The 23978-nt window shown below is 37.6% G+C and carries 15 protein-coding genes; 10 read left to right on the top strand and 5 right to left on the bottom strand.

Going from position 1 to position 23978, the window contains the following annotated elements; translation table 11 throughout:
• Window positions 1-445 precede the first annotated feature (445 nt).
• On the top strand, window positions 446-1300 hold the full coding sequence (locus tag RHP76_RS07415) for an alpha/beta fold hydrolase (RefSeq protein WP_311229861.1): 855 nt from the start codon (window positions 446-448) through the stop codon (window positions 1298-1300).
• Between the two features lie 67 nt (window positions 1301-1367).
• On the opposite strand, the gene glsA is transcribed toward RHP76_RS07415, so the two are convergent.
• Window positions 1368-2381 (bottom strand): glutaminase A, encoded by a 1014-nt coding sequence (glsA, locus tag RHP76_RS07410; protein ID WP_120231819.1) that lies wholly within the window; start codon window positions 2379-2381, stop codon window positions 1368-1370.
• A 518-nt stretch (window positions 2382-2899) separates the two neighbouring features.
• Here glsA and RHP76_RS07405 point away from each other — a divergent pair.
• From RHP76_RS07405 to RHP76_RS07395, 3 genes are all read left to right on the top strand, one after another.
• Entirely contained in the window at window positions 2900-7768 is a 4869-nt protein-coding gene (locus tag RHP76_RS07405; RefSeq protein ID WP_311229860.1) for a PKD domain-containing protein, read from the top strand.
• A gap of 71 nt (window positions 7769-7839) precedes the next feature.
• Window positions 7840-9705 (top strand): T9SS type A sorting domain-containing protein, encoded by a 1866-nt coding sequence (locus tag RHP76_RS07400; protein ID WP_311229859.1) that lies wholly within the window; start codon window positions 7840-7842, stop codon window positions 9703-9705.
• 148 nt (window positions 9706-9853) lie between these two features.
• Window positions 9854-10300 (top strand): YybH family protein, encoded by a 447-nt coding sequence (locus RHP76_RS07395; protein WP_311229858.1) that lies wholly within the window; start codon window positions 9854-9856, stop codon window positions 10298-10300.
• On the opposite strand, the gene RHP76_RS07390 is transcribed toward RHP76_RS07395, so the two are convergent.
• Window positions 10297-11115 (bottom strand): helix-turn-helix domain-containing protein, encoded by an 819-nt coding sequence (locus tag RHP76_RS07390; protein ID WP_311229857.1) that lies wholly within the window; start codon window positions 11113-11115, stop codon window positions 10297-10299. The genes RHP76_RS07395 and RHP76_RS07390 overlap by 4 nt on opposite strands.
• 194 nt (window positions 11116-11309) lie before the next feature.
• Here RHP76_RS07390 and RHP76_RS07385 point away from each other — a divergent pair, with 194 nt between their 5' ends.
• Entirely contained in the window at window positions 11310-12008 is a 699-nt protein-coding gene (locus RHP76_RS07385) for a DUF1826 domain-containing protein (protein WP_311229856.1), read from the top strand.
• A 110-nt stretch (window positions 12009-12118) separates the two neighbouring features.
• Here RHP76_RS07385 and RHP76_RS07380 read toward each other — a convergent pair whose 3' ends face one another.
• Window positions 12119-13378: a hypothetical protein gene (locus RHP76_RS07380; RefSeq protein WP_311229855.1), complete on the bottom strand. Its 1260-nt coding sequence runs from the start codon at window positions 13376-13378 to the stop codon at window positions 12119-12121.
• An 823-nt stretch (window positions 13379-14201) separates the two neighbouring features.
• Between RHP76_RS07380 and RHP76_RS07375 the strand changes: the two genes are divergently transcribed.
• Window positions 14202-17129 (top strand): TrlF family AAA-like ATPase, encoded by a 2928-nt coding sequence (locus tag RHP76_RS07375; protein ID WP_311229854.1) that lies wholly within the window; start codon window positions 14202-14204, stop codon window positions 17127-17129.
• Between the two features lie 379 nt (window positions 17130-17508).
• Here the strand turns inward: RHP76_RS07375 and mnmE are convergent, their stop codons facing one another.
• The gene (gene mnmE, locus RHP76_RS07370) at window positions 17509-18894 is read right to left on the bottom strand and encodes a tRNA uridine-5-carboxymethylaminomethyl(34) synthesis GTPase MnmE (RefSeq protein WP_311229853.1); all 1386 of its coding nucleotides are present in this window, start codon (window positions 18892-18894) and stop codon (window positions 17509-17511) included.
• A 498-nt stretch (window positions 18895-19392) separates the two neighbouring features.
• On the opposite strand from mnmE, the gene RHP76_RS07365 reads away from it, so the two are divergent.
• Window positions 19393-20394: a phage tail-like protein gene (locus tag RHP76_RS07365; protein WP_311229852.1), complete on the top strand. Its 1002-nt coding sequence runs from the start codon at window positions 19393-19395 to the stop codon at window positions 20392-20394.
• Between the two features lie 17 nt (window positions 20395-20411).
• Window positions 20412-20927 (top strand): phage tail-like protein, encoded by a 516-nt coding sequence (locus RHP76_RS07360; RefSeq protein WP_288442910.1) that lies wholly within the window; start codon window positions 20412-20414, stop codon window positions 20925-20927.
• Window positions 20928-21000: 73 nt separating this feature from the next.
• Here RHP76_RS07360 and RHP76_RS07355 read toward each other — a convergent pair whose 3' ends face one another.
• Window positions 21001-21471, bottom strand: a complete 471-nt coding sequence (locus tag RHP76_RS07355) for an Lrp/AsnC family transcriptional regulator (RefSeq protein ID WP_288442909.1) — start codon at window positions 21469-21471, stop codon at window positions 21001-21003.
• Window positions 21472-21613: 142 nt separating this feature from the next.
• Between RHP76_RS07355 and RHP76_RS07350 the strand changes: the two genes are divergently transcribed.
• Window positions 21614-23002: an MFS transporter gene (locus tag RHP76_RS07350; RefSeq protein WP_311229851.1), complete on the top strand. Its 1389-nt coding sequence runs from the start codon at window positions 21614-21616 to the stop codon at window positions 23000-23002.
• A 121-nt stretch (window positions 23003-23123) separates the two neighbouring features.
• Window positions 23124-23870 (top strand): metallophosphoesterase, encoded by a 747-nt coding sequence (locus RHP76_RS07345; protein ID WP_311229850.1) that lies wholly within the window; start codon window positions 23124-23126, stop codon window positions 23868-23870.
• Window positions 23871-23978: the final 108 nt, after the last annotated feature.

Genomic DNA, 23978 nt, shown 5'->3' with positions numbered 1-23978 from the left:
TAAAAAAAGTAAATATAAAAGGTGGGTGTTTTTTTAATTTTTAAGGTAAAAGATCTGTTTATTAATGTGTTATGTCTATGGGTGATCTTTCTGGGATTTAATAAAACAATTGCTTTTTATTGTATTTTATGATTAGTATATAAAACTTTTGTATTTTTGTACTCCTAAAAACTCAATCATAATTTGATTTGATGAAATTATGATTTATACATGCCTGTGTTTGTAATAGTAAGCTCGTTTTCTCTTGTTTTTGCAATTATGATGATTTAACGGGTTTCTAATCTTATCCATACTCAATTCGTATTGACTTCCTTTTCAGAAATTGGCCAATTTCCGGTCGATCTTGAATAACTGTAGTCAGATTCAAGAGGTCTTACTTTTGGGGTGTGTCATACAGAAATTTGTTTTTGGATTTAAAAAATACAACAAAAGAAAACAGGTATATATGAAACAGACAACAACTTTCAGATCAGATACTCACAAAGAAAAGGTGATGGAGCAATATGATGCTGCATTAGCAAATTTTAAAGGAAATATCCGTCAACAAGCGGTCCCAACAAGCTTTGGAGAAACCCATGTTATCAGTTATGGAAATGAAGATCATCCTAAACTTATATTACTTCATGGAGCTAATTCTAACGCTGCATCCTGGATGAAGGATCTTGCTTTGTACAGCAAAGAATACAAAGTATATGCTATTGATATTATTGGGGAACCAGGTAAAAGTGAACAAAACAGACTTCCTTATAAAGGTAATTATTACAGTGATTGGCTGTTTGAGGTTTTCCAACAACTGAAAATAACAAAATTTTCTTTGGTGGGATTGTCTCAAGGTGGATGGCTTGCGATAAAGTTTGCAGCCAGATATCCGGAAAAAATCAGTCAGCTTGTCCTTCTTTCTCCGGGAGGAATTGTAAAAACACAGCGCAGCTTTGTGTTTAAAGCGATATTCTTTTCTCTACTTGGAAATGCCGGGAAGAGAAAAATCAATAAACTGATAACGGGTTCACAAAAAATAGATCAGTCTGTTCTGGACTTTATGAGCCTCATGCAGTCCTCTGTGAATGCAAGGATAGATAAGGAGTATATCTTTTCTGATGAAGAATTGAAAAATATGACCATGCCTGTCTTTTTTATAGGTGGAGCAGGTGATGTGGTCAGGGATTCTCAACAAATAAAAGAAAGACTTGAAGGGTTACTTCCTGATTTTGAATCCTATGTTGATCCAGATAAAGGACATGTGCTGGTTGGTCTGGCAGATAAAATAAATGCATTTTTACTAAAGAGAAGGAATGATTAATCCTTTATGCAAAGGCTCCAAAACATTTTGTTTTGGAGCCTTTGTGATAATTTACGTACCAGAATCTTTAAAAGATACTTAATCCATACTGTTTTGCCAGATCTAAAATCATATGATATCCGGCCAGAGAATTTCCATGTTGATCTAAAGCAGGACTGAAAACTCCGATTCCTATTTTTCCCGGAACACTTACCGTAATACCTCCTCCTACACCGGATTTGCTTGGTAAACCAACAGTTCTGGAGTATTCCCCACTGAATTCATACATTCCGGCAGTCAGCATCTGTGATTCTACTAATTTTGCCATATCTGCATTTTTATAAGTGGCATCACCGTCAAATCTTACACACTGGTTGGCAAAGAAGTATCCTATTTTTGCGAGATCTTCAGCAGTAAGTTCAATAGAGCATTGTTTGAAATAGTTGTCCAGCTGGTCTTCATTTCCTGAAATCAGTCCGCTGTTTTTCATGATGTAAAACATTCCACGGTTACGGTGTCCTGTTGACTTTTCCGATTCGTAAACAGACTTATTATATTCTATAGATGGGTTTTTGGTAATATACCTTACCATATCCAGGATTTTAAGGAATGGTTTTTCTCCGTCTCCTGAGATCAATGAAGTGGTAAGGATTGCTCCGGCATTCATCATTGGATTAAGCGGCTTTCCTGTGGTTTCAAGATTGGAAAAATGGTTGAAAGGCTTGTCTGATCCGAAATATCCCATTTTATCAAAAATATGAGTTTCTCCTTTTTCATTGACGGCTACCATTAAGGATATGATTTTGGAAATGCTTTGCATGGTAAATTTCTTACTTACATCACCGGTGTTGAATACTTTTCCATTTTTATCAACCACTGAAAAGGCAATTGCTTTAGCATCCATTTTCCCTAGTTCAGGAATGTAATCTGCCACTTTTCCCTGAGTATAATAAGCTCTGTTTTTTTCCAGAATGGTATTTAATGTTTTTTCTGAAAGGGTTGAGAGATCTGCTGTCTTCTGTGCATAAAAGATTGTGTTTAAGGAAAGAAAAGCTGCAGTACAGATTCCTTTGGCGGAAAATAAAAAATTTTTGTTTCTCATATAAGAGTTGTTGAATATAATGTTTATGATAAGCCTTGAAAAACAAAGATAAATTATTTTAATCTTGTCGGCAATTCTAATGATTGTCCTTATGGATATTGATATGAATAGGAAATGCTTAATGAAGATTAAGTTGTCGAAATACATATAGTTTTTTAAGAATTAAGGAATGGGTAAAACTTGTTATTCTATCTGTTTTGAATGTGATTAATTTTAATACAAATTGATATTATTTAGTAAAAAATAAATTAAATTTAATTTTACTTGTTGATTTTGGGATTTATTGGTAGAAAAAATAGGATTTTATTTGATTGAAAATGGCTTGGAGACCCTGAAATTAAAAAAAAGATGATTTTTTTTATATAACTAATGAGTTGGTGAAATAGCATATAAGTATGAATTTATCTATATTGTTGAAATTCAACTGTGAAATAATGTTATTTTTTCACGATTAAATGAGTTTTATATTATTATTTTTACTAATTTGACAAAAAATTAATAACACTTTTTTAATAACTATGAAAAACAACACCTATTTTGGTAGGCAGCACATCTTCAGATGGCTCCTGCTATGTTGGCTTCTGGTACCCTGGGTACTACAAGCTCAAGCTCGAATTACATGGACCGCTCAGGTCGGATGCCAGGAATTCCGTGGCGAAAAAGATGGTCAGATCCCTGACAACGGAATCGCTTATTCCTACATCAATTCATCCCAATGTCTCCGGGTCTGTGAGCAATCAACCGTAAAATACGAGATTCAGGGACCGAATGTTTCCAATGTCCAATGGACGGTTTCAGGAGGTACAGCAGCTATTTCAGGACCTACGAATACCGTAGCGAATGTAAGCTGGGGAGCAGCGGGGAACGGATCTTTACAGGCGGTTATCACCTACAATGACGGAACTGTGGAAACCCAGACCATTTGTATCGAAAAGATTAACAGGCCGATTGCTAAATTTGAAATGTTAAACCTGACTGATACTGTATGTAGGAATACAACGATCTATTTTGACAATCTTTCTGAACAGAACGGTGGATCGGATATCATTAACTACTTCTGGGACTTTGGGGATGGTACAACTTCTACCGCTTTTGAGCCGTCTCATTTGTATGCTAATCCCGGAAACTATACAATTACTCTGACGGTTACCAACAAGTGCGGCTGCCAGGATAAAATTAAAAAACAGATCAAGGTATTAAAAGCTGATCCTGTACAGATCAACTGTGCTTCCGTAGTATGTGAAGGGAGTACTGAAAAATACAATGTACAGGATGGATGCAACAAAGGACAATGGAAAGTTATCGGAGGATCAATTGTCAACATTAACGGTAATGAAATTGAAGTGGTTTGGGATCAGGTAGATCCGCTTGAAGGCTTTGGATATGTAATGTACATGTCAGAATGTGCATGTCCTGAGTGGACGACAATTAAAATTCCTGTAGTTTTAAAAAATGCAAAAATTAAAGGACAGGGAGTGATATGTACCGGCAGACAGTATACTTATTCAATTCCTCAGTGGCCAACAACCAAAGTTAACTGGAATGTGACAGGTCCTGCGGGAGGTCTGCTGACGAATACTCAACAGAGAAACGAAATTGTTTTCTCCGCAAATCAGCCAGGGACTTATCATCTTACAGCAAATTATTTTAATACTTTATTGGGATGTGAAGGACAGGCTTCTATAGATATCGTAGTAGAAGCACCAGTATTGGTAAGTGGTGGTGTGGATGAAATCTGTGCCGGAACAAGCCAAGGATTTACAGCTGTCCCTAATGTACCGGTGATCTGGAAAGTAACAACAGGGGCATCTACGTATACTTCTCCACCCATGACAGGAATATTCAACTATAACTTTGCTACGGCAGGAACATATACTGTGACGGCTACCAAGCAAGGTGGAGGTTGTGAAAGTAATGGAAGAATTATTAAGGTATTACCAATTCCACAGGCACCTAACGGAACCATTTCCGGAGAAACAAAAGTATGTCCTGGAAAACCTTATGTTTATACCATCAGTTCAGTGGATCCCGGAATGGTACCGGTTTGGACTGTTACCAACGGAACTATTCAAGGAAGTAATGCAGGACAATCTGTTACGGTGATATTTAATGCCGGCGCTACGTCATATACAGTGTCTGCACAGAACAAATCTATCAGCAGTGCAGCATGTCTTTCAGCTCCGAAAACGTTTAACGTAACTAAAATAGACCTTAGTACTATTGTTATTAATCCAAAACCAGGACCTTTCTGCCCAAGCAGTACTCAAACTTTCAGTGCTAACCTGAATGGTATTGTTCCTGACTTTATGGAATGGTCGTTTGCCAGTTCCAACTTCGGAAGTGTAGTAGGCGGACAGGGTACAGCTAATATTACCGTAAACTTCAACGAGATTTCTTCAACGAGTACTACTGATCTTATTCTGAAAGTAGTAAAATGTGGAGTAACACAGATTATTACTATGCCGGTATCTTTAATTACGCTTCCGGTAGTAAGCTTTACCAATGTTGGCGGAATTTGTTTAGGATCAAATCTTACTTTTACAGTAAATCAGGGAACTATTACTTCAGCCACAAGTGTTACTTTCACTTTTGCTGGCGGAACGTTTACGACAGCCTTTAATCCGTCTGGGGTTTACAGCTTCCCGAATAACGGATATATCCAGAATAATTCAGGAAATAATGTTTCCCACACAGTTACTGTAACTTATGCAGGTACTAACGGATGTAATTATAAACCTACTGCAAGTGCTAATTTTATTGTATATCCTGAAACCATTATTACTGTTTCTCCGGTATATAATATTGCAGTTTGTGATCCTACCACAATGACACCGTATACTATTACGGCTAACAGCTCTACAGGACTTACCAATATCATATCCTGGCAATGGTATAAAAATAATGGTATTATATCTGGTGCAACTACCAACTCGTATACCATCTCAGGAGCAGGTGCTTTTGGAACGTATAGAGTGCAGGCAGTAGATATTAACGGTTGTGTGGTTTCTTCACAGAATATTAATGTAACACAATCATGCCCGAGCAGTGGAAGTTGTACAGCAAATCCTCAGATCAACTTCGTACCGGCATGGACTGCTTGTAATAACATTACGGTTTCTGGTTTAACGTACAATGGAACTCCGGATGAAATCCAATGGTTGTCTGATACTTTCCTTACTTTAGTTTCAGGTCAGGGAACAGCTTCACCGGTATATCAGACTAATCTTGCAGGAGCACATCTTGTTTTTGTACGCCTGAGATACGGTTCATGCTGGTACAGCAAAGGGGTAGAAGTGAGAAAGAACTATGAACCTAAATTCAATATCAGTACAGTATGTAGTGGAAATGGTTATAGTGTAACACTTTTTAATACTTCTACAATATTTGAAATCAATCCGGCGTCTATTACCTACACGTTCACTTCGCCGGGACAGCCTACCCAAACAGGACAGTCTGCTACTTATAATCTTGCGCCAGGTACTTATACCTTTACAATGACGGTTTCTGCACCAGGGAAGCCAACATGTACTACTACGCAGACTATTACATTAGCTCCTATTCCTGATACATCTTTCTTGGTTCCAGCCTGGTTGTGTGCCCGTTCGCCTATAACATTCAGTCCAATAAATTATGTTCCCGGAAATACCTACACATGGATTTTTGATGGTACATCTTATATTACGACAGGATCAGGTGCTACAATAACGTATAATACAGCAGGAACAAAAACCATTCAGCTGAAAATTAAAACACCTATGGGATGTGAATATACTTCTGCTGTCATTGGTGTGAATGTAAAAGAAGCTACTCTGGATGGTACTATAGCACCTCCTTCTCTTGTGGCTTGTATAGGAAGTGCTCCTAATATTGTATTTACCAGTACACTTGGATCTCCTAGTCAGTATATCTGGATGAATGGCTCTCAGCCTGTTGCAGGTGCACCAAACTCTCCGGTATTCACACCTACGCAATCTGGTAATTACTGGCCGGTGCTGGTATCATCAGATGGATGTACAACAAGTATTATGAGTACCAAAGCAATCCCGGTAACGCTTAAAAATCCTCCATATGTAAATATATCAGGAACAGCGAATATCTGTGAAGGATCTTCAACGGTACTTACCGGTATTGTAACGGATAACACCTTAGAATATCAGTGGAAAAAAGGAAATTCTGTAATTGTACCATGGGCTTCTTCTCCTTATCCTATTGCTATAAGTACAGGACCATTATCTGCTGGTACTTATGTGTATACGCTGGAAGTAAGAACTCCGGGTACATCAGGATGTACAAGCAGCAAAAGCTTTACAGTTACTGTAAATAGCCCGCCGGCACCGATTTCTGTAACCTATAGTATGGTGGGTTGTCAGCCTTATCAGGTGATGTTAACAGCATCAGGGCCGTCTGCAGGAGTTTATAACTGGAGCAACGGAATGACAGGTCAGTCTATTACAGTAAATGAAGGTGGTGCTTATCAGGTTATTTACACGGCACCAAGTGGATGTAAGGTTGTAGGTAATGTACAGGTTCCATTAAGCCTTGAAAGTCTTATGTGGGTATTCCCAACAGGATGCTATGATGAATGCCTTAGAAAGAATTATGTTTTAGGACCAAAAGGAGTCTTCGATCATCATGATTGGCTGTTGTTTGGAAACAGCATCCAGAGTGGAAACAATGATTATATTTATCCGCTATATATTGGTGCTGCAGGAACTTATCAGTTGCAGATTGACCATCTGGGATGTCAATTTACTTCCGGAACCATGAATTACTATCCGGGTAAAGAATGCGGATACGAAACAGAATGTAAGCTGGAAGCGAGCATTAAAGACATGAAATGGGTTGGAGATCACTATAATGTGTATGGTGTGATCTACAACGGCGGAAGCCAGCCGATAAGTCTTACCGTTTCAAGTCTTAATGGATTTGGAATTTATCTTCCATCTATTATTACAATTCCTGCTGGTGGAGTGTATGATATGAACGCTAATCCATTGGCATTCTATCCAAACTCAAACTTCCAGGGTGCGGATGAGATTTTATTCTCCAATGAAACATGTAAGTTTACTACCAAAGCGGTAGATCCTAACTGGATGGGTATGAAAAATGCAGGAAGAAGTGTGGCGGCAACGTCAGTTTCTTCTCTGAAAATGACACCAAATCCTGCGAAGGAAAAAGTGAAAATCTCGTATAATACGGGCAATGAAAAATTACTGGCAAAACAGGTTACAGTTTTTGACGCCATGGGCAATGTCAAATTCCGTAAGGAACTGAAAACGGCTTCCGGAGAGGTAGACGTGGAGGTTACCAGCTGGCTGCAGGGTGTTTATATTGTTATCGTACAAACGGGAGACACCTCATTACAAGGAAAACTAATTAAAAATTAGTAGCTTATAAAGCAGTGTTCTTTTCGGAGAGCACTGTTTTTTTATAGTATGTGATAATTAAATGAAATTTTATGATACGATTAAAAAACAAACTTTGGGGATTACTTCTGATAGTACCAGGATTATCTTTTAGTCAGGCTTATCAGTGGCAATGGGGAAAACAGGCAGGAGGATTAACAGGTTCAGCTGATCCGGGTTTTCATTATGTCTTTGATGAATCCATAAGGGATATTGTAGTAGACAACAACAATAATACCTATTTTCTTGCCACCATGCGTGAACAGGAACAAAACCTGAATGGCGCTTCTGTAACCAATTACGGTTTGAGTGATCTTTTTCTGTTCTCTGCTGATTGCGCAGGAAATATACGATGGTCCAGGCCAATAGGCGGTTCAGGAGATGGAGAAAATGCATGGCATATTAAAGTAGATAATAATGGTGGATTATATGTGTTGGCAACCCTTTATAACAATTCATATGCAGGAGATCCTAATGCTGTTCCTATGCACTTTGATGATACTCATACACAACCGCTGTATACTTATTATGATCAAACGATAGAACCGGCCCATAAAGCGGCTTTTCTGTTAAAATACAATACTTCGGACGGTACACTGGCATGGAGCAAATCTTTACAGGGAGATGTTAATTATTTCTCCCGCATGTGCGATGTTCAGATGATGTATATGGATTCTTCCAAAAATATTCATGCTGTAATGGGATTCAGAGCAGGAACACATCTGAATGGATTAATTACAGTGCCTTCAACCTTCACATCAACCTATCAGTATTATGCGGTCAAGTTCAATTATGATAACGGAAATATGACCCCCGCAACTCCTTTGTTACTTCCTATTACAGGAGATGCAATAAATATTGTAGGTAGAGAGGGAAAGGTGAATGTAATATACGATGAAAGTTTGAATCGTTATTATATTGCTGGTAAAAGAATGGATCCTGGATTCAGTAATCTGGTTGATCTTTCCTATAATAATGTTCCCTTTACAAAAGCGGCTTATGTGTTTGCTTTTGATGGTACTACCGGAGCTGAGGTATGGAGAAAAGAACTTAATAACGGTACAACGAGTACTGATGATGAAATTCATTCTATTATCAAAGATCCCGTAACTTCAGATATTTATATTTCAGGACGGTATTTTAACGGAATAACAGTGCCTGCAACTTTCGGAACTTATACATTTCCTCTGAGAAGTTATGTGGAAGCCGTTCCGTTTGTTATGAAAATGAATGCTGCGGGTGCAGTACAATGGGCAAAAACTCCGGAAGCAATGTCTGGTCTTCAGTTTGGTTATCGTTTTACCAAAGGAACAATTGCCATTAATGGAAATGAAATAGCCTTTGCCAAAGGAAGCTGGTCTGATGTCTGGGGAAGCTATGCAATGATACGTCCTGATGGAGATAGATCCGATCCTTTATTGGTAAGACTTAATAAAGATACCGGAGAGGTCTTGGGAACAGGAGAAATCCGTAGTAACTATTATGTTATAGATGAATTTACAGCAGTTGCTGCAGATAACGATGGCAATTACGTAGTGGGCGGTTTTTTTCACGATCAGCTATTTACGGATGCCAATGATAACGTCAACACAATGGCGGTTAATGTAGCAGGAGGGAAATCTCAGTCTTTTTTTACAAAATTTGCTAAATCAACGTGCAGCCAGATGTCAGTAGAAGAAACCGCTGCTCAGGCAGGAATGCAATTATACCCTAATCCGGTTCAGGATGTATTGACGATCAAAAGTAAAGAGCCTTTGGTTTCTTATGAGATCTTTGGAGCAGCAGGACAACTGGTCAAGCAGGGAACTTTGAATATGATGCAGGAACAGATCGTATTATCTTCTCTTCAGACAGGAGTATATTACATTAAACTACATACAAAATCTTCAACAGTAACAGAAAAGATATTGAAGAAGTAAAAAAACAAAACTGAAAATTAATAACCTTATATATAAAACGGTGTTTTCCAGGAGAGGACACCGTTTTTTTATTGAAAAATATCGGTTTGTTCGCAATTTTACAATTTTTGGGTTTGAGGAATGTTTTGCTTTGTATAAAAATTTTACAATGAAAAAAATACTTATTCTAAGCTTATTATTACTCCTTACTTCATGGTCTGATGCCCAAAACAAAGATCTTAAGCCGGTAAGGAAGATTATAGAAGCCAGTAATGCAATCTACGCGGAACTTGCCAATAAAAATGACGGTTCCATTCTTAGCAGATATACTGATGATGCATGTCTTTTTCCACCCAATACCGCCCCATTATGCGGAAAAGAGCAAATACGTGATTTCTTTAAAAGCGGCCCGAAAGTACATGTTAAGTTTATGATTCAAAATCTGTATGGAGATGGCAGAACCTCAGTAACCGAAGAAAGTTATTATGAGATGACAGATTTAAAGGGCAACAAACTGGACGATGGAAAAGTGATCGTTATCTGGAAGAATACAAAAGATGGCTGGAAGATGCACCGGGACATGTTCAGCAGTAATCATCCTGCAAAATCAAACTAAAAACCAATATTAACAGCCTGTTGGAGATCAGCGTCGTTTTTGATCAGCGAATGTCTGGATGCAGAAGGGGTAATGCCAGTGAATTTTTTAAACTCTTTGATAAAATGAGCCTGATCATAATATCCGCAGTGGTAAGCTATCGTTGTGAGTGATTCCGGGGTGTTGAGAACCATTGGCAGACTTTTGTTAAATCTTGTTACTGAAGCAAAAGAAGAAGGGCTTATGCCCATATTCGTAAGGTAAAGTTTTTGAATATATCTTTCCGATAGACCTGAGCTTTGTGCTATAACAGGCAAATTCAATACATTCTGATTCATGAAAAGCTGTTGATTAAGCGCGTGGAGGATGGCCACTTTTTTAAGATGAGATTCATTTTTTTTCAGCTTTTGAAGAAAATACTTTTCTAAAACATTTATTTTTGAACAAAGATCCCCTGTATTCATAATGCGGTCATACAAATTTCTGTTTTCACTCCCCGTTACATCATACATATCAGTGGCATAGTTCGTGAATTCTGAAAGAGGGTCAGAAAAAAATAAAGTGGCGGCATGCGGAAATATCCTCGCAATAAGCACCGAAGTCCCTTTCGCTGCACTAAGCCGGGTGGGAAGTGTGAGATGTCCCAATAATTCTATATCGGGAGTGTTTTTGTGTTGGCCATTGATAACAGTAGCGGCAAAACCACCGGAAATATTGATAATGAGATCTATATATCCACTCGGATAAAATACTTCATCTCTGAGATCCTTATCAATGGTAACAACGGTGTAACTTTTTATATAAGGTGCAAGGCTGGCGGATGGTGAAATCTGCATAACGGTTAATCAGATTAATTCGTTGACGATTAGCTTGTTCTAAGTTAGGAATAAATACGATATGAAGAGAAAAGATCAACCTGGAAATTAAATTTCCATAATAAAACTTATCGTAATTTTTGTAACGGAGGTTTTGAAAAACCTATTCCGTATTTTTGTACGGAATTAAGCGGCTAAACTGTTTATTCCAATATATGAGCAATAGGTTTTCTGATCATCATCAGGTAGGTGTGGTTTCTTCTTTTTCTGAACTTGTAAATACCCGTTTTCAGGGCCTTATGAATGCCATTTGCTGGCACAGGAATTTAGTGGGTGATTTTAAAGAAATTGTCACAAAGCTTCTGCTGAAAGATAATATTACAGAAGTTTCCAGTGAAGATCTTTTAGCATTGGAATTGTCAGAAGAGGGGAGTATGGCGAGAGAAATTATTTTGAATGACCTGCAGTTATTAACAGATTTCGGCGCATCTCCCGTCCTTAATTTGCTTAAATGTTATGAACGCGATGAGGAGCTCGGTTTTATTTCAACAGATGTGTACTCCTATCATGTCGACCGTTCACCTGTCGGGACGGATACTTTTCTTTGTACTTATCACGGGACGGCAAGTGATATCATAGCTAATGATCAGGTGGAACAGAAAATTTTAATTCCTGAAATCCGGGAACAGCTCAGAAAATTACACGACGGTACTGAAGACGAATTTGAAGACTTCCTGAAAGAGTATTTCTTTGATCTTCATTATCAGCCTAAGCCTCATGCAGAACCTGTCAATTTAGGGGTTGGTCATCTTTGGCGCATTGCAGTAGATCATCCTGATCAGGAAGTATTACCTTGTGTTCACAGAGCACCTGTCGAAAATGATGGAGAGTATAGACTGCTGTTGATCTGTTAACTGATCTGTTATATCTTCAACGATACAAAAATCCAACATCTTCAGGATATTGGATTTCATCGTTGATAAAAAGAGTTACATATCAGTTATTTATTTTCAGAAGATCAGCTTCACCATTTTATTTTTATTTTGGGAACTACCTTTTTTATTTCTTTGGCTACATTAGTTCCTGCTTTCCCAAGCTCGTTACTAATGTTTCTGACCACCTTTACCGCTTCATGATTTTTTCCGGGGCCGTATTGTAAATCATGAACAGTCGTATTCCATGTTTTGACGATATCGTTATTAGGACCAAACTGACCTTTTAAAGCGTCTCCAATCTGGTTTAATCCTTTAACAATCGTATTATTTTTTCCGAAACATCCATTGTCACCACCAACTCCGTTTGTTAGACATTTATTTAATTCACGATAGGTTAACTGGCCGCCCGCACATCCTGCAAATGCATACGGCTGGCCTCCGGTACTTACGGCACATTCCACGGCTATTTGAGCTTCCGTATTCAGATTAAGCTTACCTGCTCCATAACACACGGCAGTTCCCATGAAAGATATTTCACCACTGTTGGCCTGATCTTTAAAGCAGGAAACTAATTGCTTGAGTTCAGGATCATTGACTTTATCAGCGAAACAAAGGGGATACATTTCATAATTGCCGCCATATTCTTTATAGCACTTCAACATATCCTGAGTAATCTGCTTTTCTTTTGAACCGCCTAAAATACTCAGCATACAAAGACTCTGTTCCTCCATGGTTGCCGAGTTTTTGGCGCACTTATAAATTTCAAGTTCTTTCTGTCCTGCCATATTCGTTACCATACAGTCCCCGAATTTCAACTGGTTTAATGAGCCATCAAAATTCAAAGAATTTTTATAACAGTCCACGGCATTCTGTTCACTGGTCATCATGACATCCCCATAAGGTTTTTGCTCGTCAATAATCTGGGTGGGTAAAGGTCTTAATCCGTCAGCGGTTTCAATTCCTATCTGATGATCGTACGTAGGCTTTGGCAGATACATAACCGGTGGAGGAGGAACAGGAATATTGGAATAACCCACGACGCGGTATCCATATCTGTAATCCAGCTCTATAATATTTTTATTGAAATCCAGGAAAAAAGCCTTTTGATAGGGAACAGCAGACGGTAAGCGCAGATAATTAATTCCGGTCTGATCATATACGGCCTGGCCTGCATTTCCCGGATTGCCATCCTGAACAATTACGCCCGTATTATACATCGTAAAAGACTGACCATAAGTAGTCAAAAACATCTGTCCGATAGGATAAACCTGCGCAAACATTAGGGAACAGAAACCCATCAGTGAAACCAGCACACTTAAAATGGATAGTTTTTTAATAATTGCGTCCATGATACTTATTTTTGATAAAGGTACCCCCGCAGACCAATATCAAAACATTACCCTTTTTCGCTATTTTTGAAGTCTGCAAGGCAAAGTCTCCTGATTTTGGAGATCGGATGTTTCAGGAAAGCAACAGATGGGATGAGTTTGGATGCTGATATAAAGATTGCTTTCCCCAATCCTTGCTCAGATTAATTTTTAATACTCAATCTTATGAATACAATTTTACAAATAATACTTCTTATCATTATATTTTCAAATTCAATATTTTTAATGTTGGAAAAAAAAATATCGTCCTTTAAAATATTTAAATTAAGTTGGATTATCGCATTAATAGATATTTTAGTAATCTTATTCTTTTTTGAACTAAAGCAATCTATTATCCTTTATATTACCTTTACATCAATTATAGTTGTATTTACTTTAGGGCTAAGAAGTTTTGTAAATAGTTATAGTACTAATACGTTGCAAAATCATGATAATAAAAAACGACTTGTCAATTTCTTCGCCTATTTTTTACTCTTCTTTTTAGTGATGCTTACAATTGGCGTTATGAAAAATCTTTTATTTGATTCTCCTTTGGAATAAATGATCTAATATTATAAATATATATCCCGCTACGCAAAGTCTCTTCACTTTGGGGCAATAATAAAGTCTTCCTTTTATAATATACTCCAAAGTCAGGAGACTTTGGAGAGCCTGAGATAATTGCCTAAGCAAGGGCAATATTTTTATGGATTCCCGTATTTTTTTAACTCTTAAATTTAATACATTTGTTGGGAATGGACTTTTACCAGTCCATACTTTTAACCTGTAAAATATTAAAACTCTTATGACTAAAAACAGAGGATCTCAATGGAGGAAATGGGATTTACATATTCATACGCCTGCATCCTTTCACTGGAATGGTACAAAACGGCTTAAGGATATGGATGCTGCGGAGAAGCAAGCTGAAATGAAAGCTTTTATCGGCCATATTAATTCATCAGACGTCGATGCATTCTGTTTAATGGACTATTGGACATTTGACTGGTATATTGAACTGCAAGACTACATAAAAGCCAATCCGGATGAATTGAAAAAAACTATTTTTCCTGGAATGGAACTACGGATTGAAAGTCCGACCAGCTACAGACTGAATATTCATGTCATCCTTTCCAATAATCTTACCAAGCAGGAGCTCGTAGACTTTAAATCTGAGTTAAACATAAGATCCATTGACAAGAAACTTTCTGACGATGCGTTGATCAAGTTTGCTAAAACCCTGGATACGGCTAAGGCAAGGAATCACAGTTATGGGGATCCTGCGACACTTGATGATTCCACCCTCTGGGAGCTCGGTTCCAGGACTGCTGAAATAACAAAAGAATCACTGCAGGCAGCATTTGACCAGATTCCAAAAAATAGTGGTTTTATCCTATTGCCATATGATACCAGTGACGGGCTTTTAAATCTGGACTGGGATAAACATCCACACGCTGATAATTACTTTATGCAGTCGGCGCACATCTTTGAGGCGCGTGATGCCCGAAATATCGATTTGTTCAATGGGACAAGAACGACAGATAATGAGAAGTTTTTTGACAACTTTACAAAAACCCTGGGTAATAAGTTTAAACCCTGTGTTTCTGGAAGCGATGCCCACAGATTTGCCGATTATGGAAAATATCCTTCGGAACGTATTACCTGGATCAAGGCTGATCCAAACTTTGAAGGTTTAAAACAGATCATATTCGAGCCAAAATCCAGGGTAAGAATTCAAGGTGCCAGACCTGAACAAAAGGAACAGAAACTTATCATCGATTCTGTCAGATTCATATCCGCAGACGGCAAGTTCAGCCCGGAACCGATTTATCTTAATGAAAATCTCAATGTTATAATCGGTGGAAAATCATCAGGGAAATCGATTTTACTGTACAATATTGCCAGAACATTATTAGCGGATAAGGAATTTTTCAAAAAAGCAAAAATTGAGGATCGTTATAAGTTCCAAAAAGATGATCCTACTTTTAATTTCGAGATTACGACAAAAGGAGGCTTTTCACAACTAATGTACCGTGATGTTGAAGAAAACAGTGTTTTACCACAGATTAAGTATATCCCACAGAATTACCTGGTACAATTAGCCGAGCCCGATGAAAACAAAACAGGTGATGCCCTCAATAAAATTGTTCGCGACCTTATTATAGAAAATTCGGAAGCAAGAGAAAATTATGAAAGTTTTATCACAAAGCTAAAAGCAAATGATAGAAAGAGGGAGTCGCTGATTGACAATTATTTTGAAATCGAAGAACGTGTTACGGGGCTTGAAAATCAGCTCTTTACAAAATCTAAAAAGGAAATCCTGGAGAATAATATTGAGGCCAATAATAAAACCGTAAAGGAACTCAATGAGGCTGCCGGCCTCACACCTGCGGAAATTGAAAAATATGATAAGCTTCAATTAGAGCTTGGAAAATTGACCGCTCTTAGAAATTCTTTAGCTTCCGATTTTAAAAGAATCACGGAATTTAACAAGGATTTTGAGAGTACATTAGTTACATTGAAAAACAGGGAGAAATTATTGGTCGAGTCTTTGGAAAGTAAAGAATTTAGAGTTATTTACCAGGAGGGATCAAACACTTTAGATCACGCATTTCAATTGTTAGCAGAATTTAATGAAAAATTTTTAGTGGTTCCGACTGAGGGTGGACCTAGTCGTTTTAAGGTCGCATCGGATGTATCAGAAATTATTACTGGAACTGTCCGAAGAATAAAAGAGATCGGAGAGGAGCTATTGCCCTATTTAAAGAACGATGAACTAAAAAAACAGATCGAAGAGATTAATAAATCCATTGTTGAGGATAAGGCTGCTGTTCATGCTATTGATCAGATCAATAAGGAAATTGCAGGGGCTAAAAAGACACTTACTGAGTTAAAAGAACAGATCTTTAATCTCTATAAGAGTAGTTATGCTGAATATGAGGCGATTATTGAAGAACTTAAAAGCCGAACTGTTGATCTTGAAAAAGATGGATTAAAAATTGAGGGTCTTACTAAATTTAACTTTTCAAAGTTTAGAAAAGCGATTTTCGACTTTAGTAACGGACGTCAGGCTAATTATAGAGCATATAATATTTGCGACGAGGAAAAGCAATCATTGGATAGCTATGTATTAACGGATCTGATTACTGATTTAAAAAATATGTTCGAGTCCATTGTTGAAAAGAAAGAGTATGCGTTAATAAGTAGATTCGACAGAAAAACCGCCGCAAAAATGCTTCTTGATGATTACTTCTTTGATTATTGGGAAATAGAGTATAAGAACGATAAATTGGGAGAAATGTCAACAGGCAAAGCCAGTTTTGTAATTCTCATGCTGATTGTGGGATTGAGTACCTCTAAAGCACCTATCCTTATTGATCAGCCTGAAGACAATCTGGATAACCGATCTATAACTGCTGATCTGGTGGAATACCTGCGCGAAAAGAAAATTGAACGGCAGATCATCTTGGTTACACATAATCCCAATATAGTGGTGAATGCTGATGCAGAAAACATCATTATCGCCAATCAGCAGGGACAAAACGAAATTGAAACCTCCAGCAAATATCAATTTGATTACATCAATGGTTCATTGGAAAATTCATCGAAAAAAGACGAATCAGAAAAGGATCTTCTAAAATGTATGGGCATTCGTGAGCATATTGCGGATATAGTAGAAGGTGGTCAGGAAGCCTTTAAAAAGAGAGAAGAAAAATATGGCTTTTCGGAAGTGTAATGTATTGAGTCCATCATCATCTGGATTAATCTAATGGATAAGTAAGTAAGAAATTGCCGGCCACATTCTATAGCCGGCAATTTTTATTTTCGACCATTTTAAACCCCACAGCTAAAGTATTTTTGAGCTATACTACAAAAATTACCAATTTGCTGTTTCAATTAAAAAGCCCGTTCCGGTCTGCAATTTGACTGAGTTAAATTTTATAATTTCTTTAAAATCCCGCTCCGCAAAGTCTATTGACTTTGAGGTAGTAATAAAGTTCTAAAGCTCAGAAACCACCAACAGGGGGACTTCAATAAACAAAAAAACAACCTCAAAAAAGGCTGTTTTATATTTTGAATGCAAAATTCTTAAAAAGTGATAAAGGAAACTGAATTTATTTCCCAATACAAAACTTAGAAAAAATATTCCCCAGCACCTCATCATTGGTCACCTCTCCGGAGATTTCGCCAAGATGTTCCAGGGCATTTCTCAGCTCATACGCTAGTAATTCCGTAGAGATCTGGAAAGAAATAGCTTCTTTCACTTTATCAACGGCATCCATGGATTTTCTTAAGGCTTCGAAGTGTCGTTGATTGGTGATCACAACATTATTTTCCTCAGTTTTTAAATGTTCCACATACGAAGAAAGCTCATTTTTCAGATCCTGAATATTTTGATTTTCAACTGCTGATATTTTAATGAAATCAAAATCATGAGAAATCGCATTTCTGAAAATATCTTCTACCGTTTCGTATTTGGTAGGAGTGACTTCGTCGATTTTTGTCGCACAGATAATCAGCTTCAGATCTTCTCTTAACAAGGATTGAATCATTTCAATATCCTCAGAAAAATCCTCGGTAGCAGCATCTGCCAGATACACTAAAATATTGGCGTTTTCTACTTTTTCTTTAGCTTTTTTTACTCCGATTGCTTCAATTTCATCCACTGTTTCACGAAGTCCGGCAGTATCAATTAATCGGAAAGCATGGCCTTTAATATGAAGAACTTCTTCAATCGTATCTCTCGTTGTTCCGGCAATATTACTCACAATCGCTCTTTCTTCCTTCAAAAGGGAGTTCAGCAGCGTAGACTTTCCAGCGTTCGGTTTTCCAATGATGGCAACAGCAGTTCCGTTTTTAATGGCATTTCCGTATTGGAAACTTTCAATCAAAGAATTTAACTTGACTTCAATTTTATCCAGTAATCCGCTTAGGGCACTTCTGTCTGCAAATTCCACATCTTCTTCTGCAAAATCAAGTTCCAGTTCAATTAAGGAAACGAAATTTAAAAGGTCAGTCCTCAATACAGAGATTTCATTGGTGATTCCTCCTTTCAGCTGGTTGATGGCTACTTTTCTCGAAGCTTCATTTTCAGAGGCGATGACATCAGCAATCGCTTCTGCCTGAGAAAGATCAATTCTGCCATTGATAAAAGCACGAAGGGTAAATTCCCCTGCTTTAGCCATTCTTGCCCCGTTTTTGATCAGGGTTTCAAGAATACGTTTTCCGATATGCGGAGAGCCGTGAAAAGCAATCTCCACAGAATTCTCAGTGGTGAAACTTTTCGGAGCCAGGAAAATAGAAAGCATCACCTCATCAATAGCTTCCTCCTCATCCATAAAATAACCGTAATGAATGGTGTGAGATTTCTGTTTTTCCAGATTTTTGGCCGGAAAACTTTTCTGAACCACAGATAAAGCTTCATTTCCTGAAACACGGATGATGCCTAAAGCACCTATTCCATTGGCCGTAGCCAGTGCACATATCGTATCGTTATTCATGCTGCAAATTTACGGTTTTTAATGTGAATTTGAATGGACGTCTGTTATTCAGATTATCTATTGTTGTATTCAGTTAAAAACAGCTAAGGTTAAAAAAAGGCTATGTTTTGAGGATGTGTTTGTATGAAAGATGTATTTGCTATATCAATAAATGCCTAATTATTTCTATTAAACATGTAAAGAAAATACCATTTGAAATATAAAATCCAGAAAATAATTCTGTTGAATATAGATGCGATGTGAAGAGTGTAATTTGTTGTGGTGTAACAATTATAAGTGTTTTTTGATAGCCTTGGCAGTCATATATAGTGTTTAAATATCATATAAAAACGAAAAAATTAAACAGTTGTTTGGTATGTTAATTGTTGTTAGTGGGGTCGATGATGTTGAAAATTTAAATATTTTTTATTTAAACAATAATAATTTGTTAAAGTATTATAAATGTGTATGAATAACCTATTTTTTTTAAATATTAATAAAAAATTATCTTTTTTATTAATGTTCGTCTTCAGTACAACGGCTTATGCCCAGTGTATTCCTTACACCGGACAGGCGCTCACAAGCGGAAATACCTATTGTCTTAACGGAACCCTCAGTGTAACTACCAATATCAGCATCCCGAACGGAGCAACCCTTATCATTCAATCCGGACAATTGCAATCCAATAGTATCCAGGTCGATGGAGTATTGGAAATTGGTGATGGTGCAAGTGTTAAATCCACAGGAACAGTGAAAGTAGGAACTTTCGGATCTCAGAAGAATTCAAAAATTAGATTAGGAGCGAAATCTTTTCTATCCCTTGTAGGATCAGTGATTCAGGAAGATCCGTCATTTGGTGGTTTTTATCCTGGAACAACTTCAGTTATTGAAATGGGAACAAGCAGTGTGGTAGAGATTTGCGGAACATTTACCCAACAGTCTACCACCTATCCTTCTGTTGAGTACGTAGGTATTCCTACCGGGAGAGCGTACTGTATTGCAAAAGCAGACGTAAGTGGCGGAGGAGGAGCTTCCATCATCAGTGATGACAGCCAGATCGTAGCTATTGTCATGGGATCCGTAATAGGACTAGGAATGGGGAATTCCAGTTTCTGTGGACCAAATGCAACAAAAGCAATGTGTCCCTCTCTTTGGCCTGAAGGATTGTCTGAAGCTAAAACAAGTTGTGGAAATGCACCCCTGATTATTGATGAGATCGATGGATTTTGTACAAAACCCGGCATTTCAGGAACCCCTGACGGATATACAAAATTCGGAATTACCGTACAGCAGAAAAGCGATTCGTGGCCTGAAAATATTCCTAATGGATTTCTGGCTATGGAATCAAAAAATAAAGGTTTTGTGATTACCAGAGTTCAGCATGTAAGCCAGACGCCACAGCCCGGAGATGCCATCGCAGAACCGAAAGAAGGAATGCTTCTGTATGATATTCAGGATAAATGTGTGAAGCTTTATAACGGAACTGAGTGGAACTGTGTACAAAGAAGCTGTAATGATTAATCTAACCGATAAATAGTATGAAAAATATAAGAAATATAAGTATAGCAGTTGCTTTAATCGTTTTCAACTCAGTTTTTGCGCAAGTAGCGATTGGTAAACAGATTGTAGATGGAAACAGTACTATATTAGATTTTGATAATACATCAGGAAATACAAAAGGTTTAATTCTTCCCGCTACCTCAGGATTTCCTGCAGGATCTCTGGTGAACGGAACATTCATCTTTGATGTAACAGATAATAAAGTGAAGGTCTACGAAAATGATGCGTGGAAATCCTTGTCAGATACCGGAAGTTCAAGTGCAATTGCTGCTAATAATTCTGCTGAAATAGGGAAGGGAGTGATTATGGGTGAAGCTACAAGTTCTGCTGATGGCGTATTGGTGCTGGAATCTCAGAATAAAGCGATGATTCTTCCTCAGATAGCCACGCCGCATCTTAATGTAAAAAATCCATATCCGGGAATGATGTGCTATGATACAACCAGTAAAACACTGGCGGTATTTGACGGCTCAGTCTGGAATTACTGGAAATAAACAATAAGCTAATCCGGAATATTCCGTTGAAAAGAAAAAAGCAGCCATGTACAATACGCGGCTGCTTTTTAGCTTAAATAATCTGCACACTTTCCTTAATGCTGTTCATGACAAAAATGCTCTTCGTCTGGCCGATTCCTTCAATTTCTGATAATTTGTTCACGAAAAACTCATGAAATTCATCCATATTGGGAGCAAGGATCTTCAGCATAAAGTCAAAATCCCCGCTGATATTGTAAAATTCTACCACTTCCTTCAATCTGCCCACTTCCTCAATGAATTTTCCCGCAGTTTTCTTGTTGTGAACATTTAAAGCGATCATACAGATCACCATCATCCCTTTATTAACCTTTTTACGGTCAACCACAGCAGTATACTCTTTAATGATTCCCTGTTTTTCCATACGTTTGATACGCTCATGCGTAGGTGTAGGACTCAAATTGATCCTGGCCGAAATATCACGGATACTCATCTTCGCATCTTTCTGAAGAAGACGGAGGATATATAAGTCTTTTTCATCAGGAATATAGTTTTCAGTTGCCATTTTGTTCTGTTTTTATAGGTTTTTCCTGGTAGATCAGGTGTTTTGTTCTTTTAAATATTTTAAATATTCAATATTGTTCCAAATTTAAGGTTAAATTTTCAAATACGTTCTGTTAATTTTAATTTTGCAGGAAATTTGAAACATGAGTACAAGGAAGAATTTAATATTAATTTTAGCATCGGTAGGAACATTTGTAGAGGCGTTGGATATTGCCATTATTAATTTGACCATTCCTTCTATTCAGCAGCAGTTTCAGATTGGAGCAGAGACGGTTCAGTGGCTGCAGACGCTTTATGTACTGTTCTTTGGAGGATTTCTGATTATTGGAGGAAAGCTTTCCGATCAGATAGGAAGAAAGAAAATGTTTCTCCTTGGAGCATTGATCTTTATGCTCACTTCACTAGGAGCAGGATTATCTCAAAACTTTGAAGTGCTTGCTATATTCCGTGCTTTGCAGGGATTGGGAGCAGCGTTAGTGATGCCGTCAGCATTATCGATTGTGACCAATACCTTCAGAGGGGAACAGGAGAGAAACCGTGCTATCGGAATTTTCAGTTCATTTGCTGCCATTGGTTCAGGTAGTGGTCTTTCAGTAGGAGGAATTATCAGTACTTACCTGAGCTGGCATTGGGTTTTCCTGATCAATGTTCCTATTCTTTTGATCACATTGGTGTTGTCATACTATTATCTTCCGGCAGATGAGAAAAATGAAACCGCTCAGAAAACAGATATGGTTTCAGGAATATTGATGGTGCTTGGGCTTTTAAGTCTGACTTACGGAACGCATGAATTGATTCATATTAAAGAACAGCCTTTCCTGATAACTGGTTCTTTGGTTTTAGCATTAGTACTGCTTGTTATGGTGTACTACCGTTTAAAATCCGTTGCAGAGCCTTTGGTAGATTTAAAACTGTTTAAACATAGATCTTTAGTAGTTTCCAATGCGGTATTTTTTACCCTGGGAGCGTTTTTTATCGGGTTTTTATTCCTGATTTCACTGATGCTTCAGAAAGATATGGGCTACAGCGCTGCTTCTGCAGGGTTAATGCTTGTTCCCTTCAGTATTCTGTCTGCGTTAACGGCCAAATTCATTCTGCCGCACATATCAAAACGTCTGAGTTCCTCTCAAATGGGTGTTTTAGGATGGTCATTTATGCTGGCCGGAGGATTATTGCTGCTGATTTCTGTTTATGCAGGACATCCGCTAACCGTAGTTTTATTGGGAGCTGCATGTATCTCCGGAGTTGGAATGACGTTTTGTTTTACTGCACTTTCAGTGATGGGAATCCAGGATGTGGAACCTGCACATTACGGATTGGCATCAAGTCTGAGCTCTACAAGTTACTTTCTGGGAGCAGGTATCGGATTGTCATTCATGACGTTAATGAGTCAGATCTTTCCGTCAGAATTATCAGTGGGAAGCTTAAATCTGATTATTTTAATCAGTTACGCTTTACTGGCTCTCGGAATGTTATTTTATTTTATATTGAAAAGCGTAAAAGTGAAGCAGGCAGAAGTAGCCGTTTCATAACAGGCGGCCTTAAAAATATACAAACTATATGAGGAAGGAATCGGTGCTTAGGTGCCGGTTCTTTTTTTTTGATTTTTGCTATTCTGTTTCCCTTTATTACCTTTGCTGTTTACTATATATCATGAAAATACAGGTCATCAGCGATCTTCATCGGGAATTTGGAAGTACGGAATTATGTTTTGATCACGCAGATGTGATGGTGCTGGCAGGTGATATCAATCTGGGGACCAAAGGATTTGAATGGATTAAAGAAGCAATACCCAATAAACCTGTAATCTATGTTTTGGGCAATCATGAATACTATAAAGGTTCTTACCCTAAAACACTCCATAAGATCAGAGAAGCAGCATTGGACTCCAATGTTTATGTGCTTGAAAATTCACATGTTGATATTGAGGGAATTCGTTTTCACGGGGCAACGCTGTGGACTGATTTTTCCATCTTTGGAAATCCTGTTCAATACGGAATGCTTTGTCAGCCCAAAATGAATGATTATAAGATGATCAAAAGAGATCCTTCTTATTCGAAAATGAGAACTTTGGATACCTTTAAAATTCATCAGCTTTCAAAACAATGGCTAAAAGAAAGTCTTGAAGACTCAAAAGAATTTAAAAATATTGTCGTTACCCATCATGCACCCAGTATACAATCTGTTCCTGAACATTACAAAGAAGATCCGTTAACAGCGGCTTACGCTTCAGATTTGGAAGATGTAATTAAAGAGTACCAACCCTTATACTGGATTCACGGGCACATTCATACTCCCGTAAGATATAAAATCGGAGAAACAGAAATTATCTGCAATCCTCATGGCTATATTGACGAAAAATATAATGGATATGATAAGGATCTGATGATTGTTGTTTAAAAAATAGAAGTAAAATTTCCACAGAATTCTTTTTTTGTCTTAAAAATGATAAAGTAAAATTGAGTCTGCTTCGTCTGTAATGCTAAAGCTGGTTTTTAATCCATTATC

The sequence above is a fragment of the Chryseobacterium sp. SG20098 genome (assembly GCF_031844745.1).
Taxonomy (GTDB): Bacteria; Bacteroidota; Bacteroidia; order Flavobacteriales; family Weeksellaceae; genus Chryseobacterium; species Chryseobacterium cucumeris.
The sequence above is the reverse complement of the archived record's forward strand: the minus strand, read 5'-3'. Positions and strand labels throughout refer to the sequence as shown.

Coding starts and splice junctions, on each gene's coding strand:
- glsA (WP_120231819.1), bottom strand. CDS start 2,381: ATGAGAAACAAAAATTTTTTATTTTCCGCCAAAGGAATCTGTACTGCA.
- mnmE (WP_311229853.1), bottom strand. CDS start 18,894: ATGAATAACGATACGATATGTGCACTGGCTACGGCCAATGGAATAGGT.
- RHP76_RS07390 (WP_311229857.1), bottom strand. CDS start 11,115: ATGCAGATTTCACCATCCGCCAGCCTTGCACCTTATATAAAAAGTTAC.
- RHP76_RS07385 (WP_311229856.1), top strand. CDS start 11,310: ATGAGCAATAGGTTTTCTGATCATCATCAGGTAGGTGTGGTTTCTTCT.
- RHP76_RS07415 (WP_311229861.1), top strand. CDS start 446: ATGAAACAGACAACAACTTTCAGATCAGATACTCACAAAGAAAAGGTG.
- RHP76_RS07375 (WP_311229854.1), top strand. CDS start 14,202: ATGACTAAAAACAGAGGATCTCAATGGAGGAAATGGGATTTACATATT.
- RHP76_RS07380 (WP_311229855.1), bottom strand. CDS start 13,378: ATGGACGCAATTATTAAAAAACTATCCATTTTAAGTGTGCTGGTTTCA.
- RHP76_RS07350 (WP_311229851.1), top strand. CDS start 21,614: ATGAGTACAAGGAAGAATTTAATATTAATTTTAGCATCGGTAGGAACA.
- RHP76_RS07365 (WP_311229852.1), top strand. CDS start 19,393: ATGTTCGTCTTCAGTACAACGGCTTATGCCCAGTGTATTCCTTACACC.
- RHP76_RS07405 (WP_311229860.1), top strand. CDS start 2,900: ATGAAAAACAACACCTATTTTGGTAGGCAGCACATCTTCAGATGGCTC.
- RHP76_RS07355 (WP_288442909.1), bottom strand. CDS start 21,471: ATGGCAACTGAAAACTATATTCCTGATGAAAAAGACTTATATATCCTC.
- RHP76_RS07345 (WP_311229850.1), top strand. CDS start 23,124: ATGAAAATACAGGTCATCAGCGATCTTCATCGGGAATTTGGAAGTACG.
- RHP76_RS07395 (WP_311229858.1), top strand. CDS start 9,854: ATGAAAAAAATACTTATTCTAAGCTTATTATTACTCCTTACTTCATGG.
- RHP76_RS07400 (WP_311229859.1), top strand. CDS start 7,840: ATGATACGATTAAAAAACAAACTTTGGGGATTACTTCTGATAGTACCA.
- RHP76_RS07360 (WP_288442910.1), top strand. CDS start 20,412: ATGAAAAATATAAGAAATATAAGTATAGCAGTTGCTTTAATCGTTTTC.